This is a genomic window from Pseudomonas sp. B2M1-30 (genome assembly GCF_025447575.1).
In the GTDB taxonomy this organism is placed as follows: Bacteria; Pseudomonadota; Gammaproteobacteria; order Pseudomonadales; family Pseudomonadaceae; genus Aquipseudomonas; species Aquipseudomonas botevensis.
In genome coordinates, this window is record NZ_JAOEJT010000026.1 from 22,250 (window position 1) to 31,148 (window position 8,899).

Genomic DNA, 8,899 nt, shown 5'->3' on the forward strand with positions numbered 1-8,899 from the left:
AAAGGGTGGCGAATCCGGTCGACCACCACTGTCGAGCGTGCTGGCTTACTGAGACAGGCCTTCGTAATGAACGAGGATGGCGTTCGCCAGATCTTCGTCACTGGCGTTGAGACCGGGATTTTCCTGGCGAACCTGCTGCAGCACCGATTCCAGGTACACGCCACGGATCGTCCCGCCGCTGGCGACGAATGCGGACAAGTCGTCACGGGCCGGAATCACCATTTTGTGGTCCTTGAAGGTCGAGTACAGGGACGCGGAAACGCCTGCGGAAGTGGCGACATCGCCCGCGTCCACACGGGCCAGGGCCGAGCCGAAGGGCAGGCACAACATGAGCGATGAAACGAGTAATAAACGACGCATGACGGTGTTCCTCCAACAGCTTCTAGCAAAAAGGAAGTACCACATAACGTCAGAGGTGCGCGGCCACGCGGGAGTTCCGTGCGAAAGGCCGGGCGGTAAGGAGGCGCGAATTGCGACGCGCCGCACAGTCCGGATTCCCTGGCGCCGGGCGCGGACACAGGTTGCGACGTTCCGGTGCGGCAGACCGATGGAAATAGGCTTAACTGAATCCCTGACAGGCGTATCCCAGCGCGCCCACGGAGGATTTCACGGTGTCGATCAAACTGCGTTTGGTGTTGCTGATCGCGACCAGCCTGCTGACGGCGTTGATCGTGAGTCTGGTCAGTTACGTCGGCAATCTGCGGATGGCCTCGGCGGTCAGCGAAAATGCGGTGAGCATGACCGCGTTGCGCAACCACATGGAGGCCGACATGATGCACGACGCCCTGCGCGCCGATGTGTATTCGGCGATGCTGGTGGGCCTGGGCAAGAGCACCAGCAGTGCCGACGAGGCGCGGGCGTCGGTCGATGAGCACGCGGCGCACTTTCGCGAGGTGCTGGAGGAAAACCTCAAGCTGCCGGTCAACGGCACGATCCGCACGGCGCTGGAGCAGATCAAGCCCAGCCTGGATACGTACATCAACGCCGGCGAACGAATTGTCGGCCTCGCCCTTGAACAACCGGACGCGGCGCAGCAGGAGCTTGGTGCATTCAACACGGTGTTCGGGCAGCTCGAAGAGCAGATGGCCGCGCTCAGCGAGTTGATCGAAACCAACACCCGGCAGACCAGCGAGGGCACCGAGTCGGCGATCCGCAACGCCAATATCGCCCTCGGCGTGGTGTTGCTGGCCAGCGTCCTGTTGCTGCTGGCCCAGGGCCGCTGGGTGATTCGCAGCATCATGGGACCGCTGAAGTCCGCCAGCCGGATCGCCGAAAGCATTGCCCATGGCAACCTCGGCGAAACCATCATCGAACCGTCCGGCAAGGATGAAGCCAGCGCGCTGATCCGCACCCTGGCGACCATGCAACGGGACCTGCGCAACATGATCGACGTGGTGCGACGCAACGCCCACGGCGTCAGCGGCATGAGCGAGCAACTGAGCCACGGCTGTCATCAGGTGGCCGACAGCAGCCAGCAGCAAAGCACCGCCGCCGGCACCATGGCCGCCGCCGCGAGCCAGATGACCGCCAGCATCGAGGAAATCACCCGCCACGCCGAACGTGCGTTGAGCATGGCCAATCAGGCCGAGGCCCTGGCGAAGAATGGCGGCCAGGTGATCCATCAAGTGGTCAGCGACATGGACGACATCGCCCGTTCCGCGCAGCAGTCGGCACACGTCATCCGCACCCTGGATCAGGAATCCGAAGGCATCTTCAACATCATTCAGGTGATCAAGAGCATCGCCGACCAGACCAACCTGCTGGCGCTCAATGCGGCGATCGAAGCTGCCCGGGCCGGTGAGCAGGGCCGGGGCTTTGCGGTGGTCGCCGATGAAGTCCGCAGCCTCGCCGCGCGCACCAGCGCCTCAACCCAGGAAATCGCCGCGATGGTCGCCCGCATCCAGCACAGCACCCGCGAGGCGGTCAGCAGCATGGAAGCGGGCGTGGCCCAGGTCGACAAAGGCATGGCCGTGACGGCCGACGTCGAACGCGCCATCCGCGAAATCCTCGACGCCACCCTCAGCACCACACAACTGGTCAACGACATCACCCGCACCATCGGCGAACAGAGCCAGGCGAGCAACGAGATTGCCCATCAGGTGGAAATGATTGCGGGCATGTCCGAGGGCAACAGCAAGGTGATCGGGCAGACGGCCAATACCACGGACGAGCTGTCGAGTCTGGCGGGGGCGTTGGCGCAGTCGGTGGATCGGTTCAGGTTATGAGGGGATAGCCGGCATTGGCGGTGTCAGGGGTGGATGCTTTCGCGGGCAAGCCCGGCTCCCACAGAGTCGAATGTTGAGGGAGCCGGGCTTGCCCGCGAAGAGACCGGCTCAAACGCCAACAACTCCCGGGAAGGCATCGAGCTTCATGCTCCCCGCGCGGCTGCTATCAGAACTTGAACGCCTGCCGCCCCACCAGCAACCACTTCCCATGCTGCTTCTGCCACACCTGGAAGTTCTCGATTTCAGTCGGCACCACCTCGGTGCCTTTGATCGCCTGGCCCGAAAAGTGATGGCGCACCAGGGCGGTATCGCCGGACAGGGTGATGGTCTGGTTTTGCATCTCCAGGGTCTTGAATGCGCTCTTGCCGGTTTCGATGTCGGCGATGAAGGCCTGTTTGTCCTGGATCTTGCCGCTGGAGTGGCCGTAGGTGAGGTTGTCGGCGGTGAGGGCCTGGAGTTCGGCGATGTCCTTGTGCAGCATGGCCTGGGTCAAATGATCGACCGCTTGGGCGACGTCTTTTTCGGCCGGGGCGGGCGCTGCGGCGACATAGCCGCTGAACACGCAGAAGAAACCGAACAGCAGTTTGGCTTTGTGCATGGGTATTCCTTGTTGTTGTAGGGGATTCGAACGACTGAATATTTGTCAGTCGTCGTACAACTTAGCAGGTTTCTTCCCGCACAAGGAAGTCTTCAGGAACCATCGGAAAACTCTCCGGTCGCGAACAGACGCGCGGGTTTGCCCTGACGTGATATTCTTCGCGCCAACTTGGTTTGACCTACATTCAGTTTGCCCGCCTTAAGGGGGGGCTGACGGAATACCTGTCGCTCAAGTAGCTGAAGCCAATAATGATAAGAAGTCAGTTCAGAAGGGACATTAACTGAGGTCGATGCGGTATGTCGGCCTTGCGTGCCCACCCGTCAAAATTGAAGTGTGCCGGACCCGTGACGCTAGCCTGAGCGTTGCACAAAAGGGATCGCACACGCACAACAGCGGCGGGCGGAAGGCGTTTTATCATAGGTGCAACAGATGTTTAAAAAAGTGAACACAGCCTTGCTGGGGCTGGCTTTGGCGATGGGGATGTCTTCCGCCAATGCTGCCGAAGCAAAGAAAGTCGATGTGCTGCTGATCGGTGGCGGCATCATGAGCACCACCCTGGGTGTGTGGATCAATGAGCTGGAACCGACCTGGTCGATGGAGATGGTCGAGCGCCTTGACGGCGTCGCCCTGGAAAGCTCCAACGGCTGGAACAATGCCGGTACTGGTCACTCGGCTCTGGCCGAACTGAACTACACCCCGGAAGACGACAAGGGCAACGTAACGATCCCGAAAGCCGTCGAGATCAACGAAGCGTTCCAGGTGTCCCGTCAGTTCTGGTCCTGGCAGGTTCGCCAAGGCGTGCTGAAAGATCCGCGCTCGTTCATCAACACCACTCCGCACATGAGCTTCGTGTGGGGCGATGACAACATCAAGTTCCTGAAAAAGCGCTACGAAGCCCTGAAGGCGAGCCCGCTGTTCGCCGGCATGCAGTACTCCGAAGATCCGGAAGTCATCAAGAAGTGGGTCCCGTTGATGATGGAAGGCCGCGATCCGAACCAGAAGATCGCCGCTACCTGGAGCCCGCTGGGCACCGACATGAACTTCGGCGAGATCACCCGTCAGTTCGCCGGTTACCTGCAGACCAAGCCTAACTTCGACCTGAAACTGTCAAGCGAAGTGCAGGACATCACCAGGAACGCCGACGGCACCTGGCGCGTCAGTTACAAAAACCTGAAAGACGGCACCAAGACTGAAACCGACGCCAAGTTCGTGTTCATCGGCGCTGGCGGCGGTGCCCTGCACCTGCTGCAGAAGTCGGGCATTGCTGAAGCCAAGGAATACGCTGGCTTCCCGGTAGGCGGCTCGTTCCTGGTGACCGATAACCCGGCCATCGCCGAACAACACCTGGCCAAGGCCTACGGTAAAGCTTCGGTTGGCGCACCGCCGATGTCCGTTCCGCACCTGGACACCCGTGTCCTGGACGGCAAGCGCGTGATCCTGTTTGGCCCGTTCGCGACCTTCAGCACCAAGTTCCTGAAAGAAGGCTCGTACCTGGACCTGCTGACCAGCACCACCACCCACAACATCTGGCCAATGACCCGTGTGGGCATCAAGGAATACCCGCTGGTCGAGTACCTTGCCGGCCAACTGATGCTGTCGGATGAAGACCGCATGAACGCGCTGAAGGAATACTTCCCGAACGCGAAAGCGGAAGACTGGCGCCTGTGGCAGGCCGGCCAGCGCGTGCAGATCATCAAGCGTGATGAAGCTGCCGGTGGCGTGCTGAAACTGGGCACCGAAATCGTTGCCGCGCAGGACGGCTCCATCGCCGGTCTGCTGGGCGCATCGCCAGGCGCATCGACCGCTGCACCGATCATGCTGAGCGTGCTGCAGAAGGTCTTCAAAGACAAAGTCGCCACCCCTGAGTGGCAAGCCAAGCTGCACCAGATCGTTCCAAGCTACGGCACCCAGCTGAACAACGATCCAGCCAAAGTGGCTGAAGAGTGGGCTTACACCGCCAAGGTCCTGCAACTGCCAACTCCTCCGGTGATTGGTCAGGCTGCCGCTCCGGCGGCGGACGCTGCGGCTGAAAAGGCGCCAGCTCCGAAAGAAAGCGCTGCACGTGACATGGCTCTGTAATTCAGACGCCTGACACACAAAGCCCACTGAACCGGTGACGGTCAGTGGGCTTTTTTGTGCCGCAGATTCAGGCCTTGGCGGCCGCCAGATAGGCGCCCAGGCGCCGCCCCATCTCCTCGCCCAGTGCCTGTAACCCGCTCAACGGCCGCACCATCACTTCAAACTCGACAATCTTTCCGTGCTCATCGAAACGGATCATGTCGATGCCTTTCAGCTCCCTGGCGCCCACTTTGGCACTGAATTCCAGCACCACATTCAAGCCATCCGCCGTTGCCAGTTCACGGTGATATTCGAAGTCTTCGAACACCTTGGACACGGTGTTGAGGATCATCGACACCACCTGGCCACCCGGATAGGGCGTGTGGGCCATCGGCGAGCGGAACACGGCGTTGGGGTCCAGCAGCTCGGGCAGGGCGCTCAGGTCGCCGGTGCGGATCATGCTGTGCCAGCGGTTCAGGGACTCGGCAGCGGCGGGGTGCAGGTTCAGTTCGGACATGGATCACTCCTGTATTTTTGTTGTTCTTCACGAGACGCCAAAGACTGTAGATCAAAGTGTCGGGATTGGAATCATCGGCGTTGATCTGAATACCTGCCTATAGGCTTTGAAGATCAGACGATGCAGTCTCCGGCAGAGCGATGTGCATCTGATCCGCTTTTTTCTGTCTGATCTGCATCTGTAACGATCTCAGTCGTGGGCTCAAAATGACCCTGCATTGCGGCCACTCGCGGCGAGCTTCATCCGGAAGCCCCCGGTGCACCGCAAACTCTGCATTGAGGAGAGCTTCATGACTAAGATGGCGATTTTCCTGGGTGGCTTTCTGACGCTGACCATTTTGATTGGTGTGCTGGCGACGATTTCTCCGGTTTAAGTGAAACCGCTTCGCGCGGTAGATCCTTAACTGCTGGTCAGTGTTCTGGCATAGAACAGATCCGGCGTTCTCTGACATGGTGACGATCGTCAAAGGAATGCTACTCTTCGGCAGGTTGCCCGGTGGGTAACGTGTTTTTCCGGTTGGGTTTTCTACCTGTCAGGGACGGAAGAAGGGATGCTGACGATTTCGCAGCAGCAGTGGCTGCTCATGGAAGACGCCTTTACAGGTATGACCTGCGCCCGGGTTGTGCAGCACCTGAAGGACCGCCATCACGATATGATCCAGCGCCTGACTCCAGAGGAGTTGCAAGCGTTCGCCGACCGTGCCGTGCGTGATGCACAAGTGGCAGGATTTAGCGCTCATCGTGATTACTGCTGCTACGCCTCGTTGCGTTTGCTTGAGCCAGGCTTTGAAAGCCGTCCGCAGGTCCAGGCGATTCTCTTGCAATCACCGCAAGCCGATGACACCCGCATGGCTCGTATTCTGTCTGCGCTCGAAGCCGATGCTGCTCCTCAGGTGACGCCATGAGCTGCGCTGGCTGTGGCACCCTGGTTCCTCCCATCAAACCGATCAAATGCTCCACTTGCGTGTCGGGCAGGGTTTTGTGCAAGGCATGCTACGACCGCACTGTCTGGTATTGCCCGACGTGCAATGGTCGCTTATGGGTGGCACCGGATTCGTGGAGTCATTACCCGCCAAGAAGCCTGTTGACGAAGAAGGATCTGGATTTGGCCAGGCGCATCCGGGGGGATCGTTTTGGCGATATCAGTGCACCGTCAATGTCGTCCAGCTCCGTCCCTCAGATCCAGACCCAGTACAGCGCAATGCCTGCGCAAAGCTCTCTGATACAACCTTGTTTGAAAAGCGTCGGCGGCAGCATGGCGTCTGACGTCGAAACGGCCATGGAGCTTGAAGACGACGAGAAAGAAGAGGATGTGCTGCTGGAAGTGCATTATCTGGATGTCGGAATGGGTGACAGCACGCTGATTATCTGCCGTAAGTCGGGCTACACGGTGCTCATCGACTGTGGTTCGACGCTCAATCAAAAGGTAGCGGGTCTTGAAGCGCTCACGTTTGTGCGTGCGAGGTTGCTGGCGCTGATGCATGAGCGCAAATTGCCGGCCCCCAAAATTGATCGGGTCTACATCACTCACGCTGACCGTGATCATTACAATCTTCTGTCTGCCTTGCTGCATTACAAATTCGACCAGGGTAATGACATGCCCTTGATCCAGGTGGGCAGTTACTGTCTGGGGGGACAGTTGAGCGATTACACCGCAGCTTCCGCCAACCCGTTTTCGGGCTCCGAAACGATGCATCAGTTCCGTAAATTCGTAGGCGCGGCGAAAGAGTTCCCCCCCGCATTTACCGGCGAATTGCCTGAGCGAATCGACGAGTTTGTCCACGTCCAGGTCTTGTCCGCCAACGTGGTGCCGACGCACGGTGAAACCCCGGTGAATGCCAGCAGCTTGTGTATTCTCTTCACGGTAAGGACCGATGCAGGGGACAAAAGATTGCTGTTCATGGGGGATGCCGAGAAAACGGTAGAGGCCGTGCTGGTCACCAACCATGCCGCAACCATCAAGAACTGCTGTGCGCTGAAGCTTGGTCATCACGGTGCGGAAGCTGGCTCGAACGCGGATTTTCTCAAGGTGGTCAATCCCGGATATGTGTTTGTCAGTGCCGACATGCAGTGGTCGCATCCCTATACCAGTGTGGTCAAGCGTGTCCTTGAGCTGCCTTCAATGCAACGGTTCGGCATCAATGATCCGTCCCATACAATCGTCCACGGTACAGGCGGCTCAAAACACCGGGCTTATTCCGAACAGAGTATTTCGGCGTCTCTTTTCTCCAGCCTGGTGGGTTTCGAAACCGATACCAGTTTTTCGGATAAAGCGGTCAAGGCCCGCAAGGCGGGGGATGACCCTGTCATTGCGACGGGGGTGCAACACACGTTGAACATCTGTAAGGACGGGGCAGTAGGGGTATACGATGCCATCGCGGGTGAGGAGGGCGAACTGGTCGAGCTTTGAACGGGTTGTCAGGGTTCATTGGTCAGTCAGATGGCCAGACATTCACTTGAGCGCCAGCTCCACCCGCCGGGTCCGCCAAATAGCTGATCAGCGAATGCCCGGTGCCGGTTTCGCTGACGAGTCGGGTTGCCGGGCCGAATACGGCCAGGCGCTCTTCTGTCGTACACGTCGGCAGGTACACGCGCAGCACCCGGGGATCATAAAAGCGAAAGACGAGAAGATTGCCATCCGGGCCTTGCACCCGCAGCAGGGTACGGAAGTGGCTGCGTAATTCGTCGAAGGTGACGTGCGTCGGTGCGACGGCGAAACAGCCCCAACTTTGCCCCCAGCCTTGTTCCAGTACGAGCCTTGTATAGGGTTGCTGTGGATCGAGGTGCAGCAGATACGGCGCAGCAGCGGACAGCTCCGTTGAGAGTTTTCCGGCGTACAGGCAGGAAAACTCAGCGCCGCTGGTGCGAACCAACGGTTCGATACGTGGGTCGCGGGCGCCGTCCAGCAAGGCGTATGCCTTTGAGGTGCCGACGCCGGAGCCTTGTGGCCATAGTTCGGTGGTCAGCCATTCACTCAGACTCGGGCGAAATTGAGTCATTTATTGCATACCTCGCAGAACGGCACGCCGCTTTTGGCGGCGGCCACCAGGGTTTTGGCCTGCAGGTTCTGTTGCGCGAACCGGGTCTGGGCGCTGGTCGGGGTGGATGCGGTTTTCGGTGTCGCGAGGCTGGCGGCAGGAATCGGCGTGTTGAGCGGGGCAATACCGAGGGTTTTGCCAGCCGCATCGGTGTCGGCGGGTGTTACCGGCGTCGGCAATTTGATCGCAATGCCGCTACCCGCGCCCGGTCCGCCGCCGGAGTTGACCTTCACCTCCGAGCCGCTGATGGTCACGCCGCCGACATCGACTTTGATGAAACTCCCCCCAGCCTTCGCCGTCAGCTCCATCGCACCTTCGACGACCACCTTGTCCCCAGCGTGGTAATGAATCTCCGTCCCCGCCTCGACAAACTGCGCCGTCCCCACTTTCACATGCTGGGTCACGCCCACCGTCAGGTGGTCGTCCGCGCGCATTTCGCTCTTGCGATCCAGGTAGGTAATCCG

The 8,899-nt window shown here is 59.6% G+C and carries 8 protein-coding genes and 1 pseudogene; 4 read left to right on the forward strand and 5 right to left on the reverse strand.

Annotation, left to right across the window (positions count from 1 at the left end):
• Positions 1-45: 45 nt before the first annotated feature.
• Entirely contained in the window at positions 46-360 is a 315-nt protein-coding gene (locus N8H74_RS28810) for a DUF2388 domain-containing protein (RefSeq protein WP_262152105.1), read from the reverse strand.
• A gap of 251 nt (positions 361-611) precedes the next feature.
• Between N8H74_RS28810 and N8H74_RS28815 the strand changes: the two genes are divergently transcribed.
• Entirely contained in the window at positions 612-2,225 is a 1,614-nt protein-coding gene (locus N8H74_RS28815) for a methyl-accepting chemotaxis protein (RefSeq protein ID WP_217834711.1), read from the forward strand.
• Between the two features lie 166 nt (positions 2,226-2,391).
• Here the strand turns inward: N8H74_RS28815 and N8H74_RS28820 are convergent, their stop codons facing one another.
• Positions 2,392-2,823: a nuclear transport factor 2 family protein gene (locus N8H74_RS28820; protein WP_262152107.1), complete on the reverse strand. Its 432-nt coding sequence runs from the start codon at positions 2,821-2,823 to the stop codon at positions 2,392-2,394.
• 429 nt (positions 2,824-3,252) lie between these two features.
• On the opposite strand from N8H74_RS28820, the gene mqo reads away from it, so the two are divergent.
• Complete coding sequence (gene mqo, locus N8H74_RS28825; protein WP_217834709.1) at positions 3,253-4,902, forward strand: malate dehydrogenase (quinone); 1,650 nt, start codon at positions 3,253-3,255, stop codon at positions 4,900-4,902.
• Between the two features lie 67 nt (positions 4,903-4,969).
• Here the strand turns inward: mqo and N8H74_RS28830 are convergent, their stop codons facing one another.
• Positions 4,970-5,398 carry a nuclear transport factor 2 family protein gene (locus N8H74_RS28830; protein WP_262152109.1) on the reverse strand — a complete coding sequence of 143 codons (429 nt, stop codon included), beginning with the start codon at positions 5,396-5,398 and terminating at the stop codon, positions 4,970-4,972.
• A 550-nt stretch (positions 5,399-5,948) separates the two neighbouring features.
• Here N8H74_RS28830 and N8H74_RS28835 point away from each other — a divergent pair.
• Together N8H74_RS28835 and N8H74_RS28840 are read left to right on the forward strand one after the other, a co-directional pair.
• Positions 5,949-6,302 (forward strand): hypothetical protein, encoded by a 354-nt coding sequence (locus N8H74_RS28835; RefSeq protein WP_262152112.1) that lies wholly within the window; start codon positions 5,949-5,951, stop codon positions 6,300-6,302.
• Positions 6,303-6,481: 179 nt separating this feature from the next.
• The gene (locus N8H74_RS28840; protein WP_262152113.1) at positions 6,482-7,807 is read left to right on the forward strand and encodes an MBL fold metallo-hydrolase; all 1,326 of its coding nucleotides are present in this window, start codon (positions 6,482-6,484) and stop codon (positions 7,805-7,807) included.
• A gap of 22 nt (positions 7,808-7,829) precedes the next feature.
• Here the strand turns inward: N8H74_RS28840 and N8H74_RS28845 are convergent, their stop codons facing one another.
• A complete protein-coding gene (locus N8H74_RS28845) occupies positions 7,830-8,396 on the reverse strand; it encodes a DUF4123 domain-containing protein (protein ID WP_262152114.1) in 567 nt (188 codons plus the stop codon).
• A pseudogene (locus tag N8H74_RS28850) lies at positions 8,393-8,899 on the reverse strand (hypothetical protein); the annotation flags it as partial. The pseudogene N8H74_RS28850 and the gene N8H74_RS28845, both read right to left, overlap by 4 nt.

Coding starts and splice junctions, on each gene's coding strand:
- N8H74_RS28810 (WP_262152105.1), bottom strand. CDS start 360: ATGCGTCGTTTATTACTCGTTTCATCGCTCATGTTGTGCCTGCCCTTC.
- N8H74_RS28820 (WP_262152107.1), bottom strand. CDS start 2,823: ATGCACAAAGCCAAACTGCTGTTCGGTTTCTTCTGCGTGTTCAGCGGC.
- mqo (WP_217834709.1), top strand. CDS start 3,253: ATGTTTAAAAAAGTGAACACAGCCTTGCTGGGGCTGGCTTTGGCGATG.
- N8H74_RS28830 (WP_262152109.1), bottom strand. CDS start 5,398: ATGTCCGAACTGAACCTGCACCCCGCCGCTGCCGAGTCCCTGAACCGC.
- N8H74_RS28835 (WP_262152112.1), top strand. CDS start 5,949: ATGCTGACGATTTCGCAGCAGCAGTGGCTGCTCATGGAAGACGCCTTT.
- N8H74_RS28845 (WP_262152114.1), bottom strand. CDS start 8,396: ATGACTCAATTTCGCCCGAGTCTGAGTGAATGGCTGACCACCGAACTA.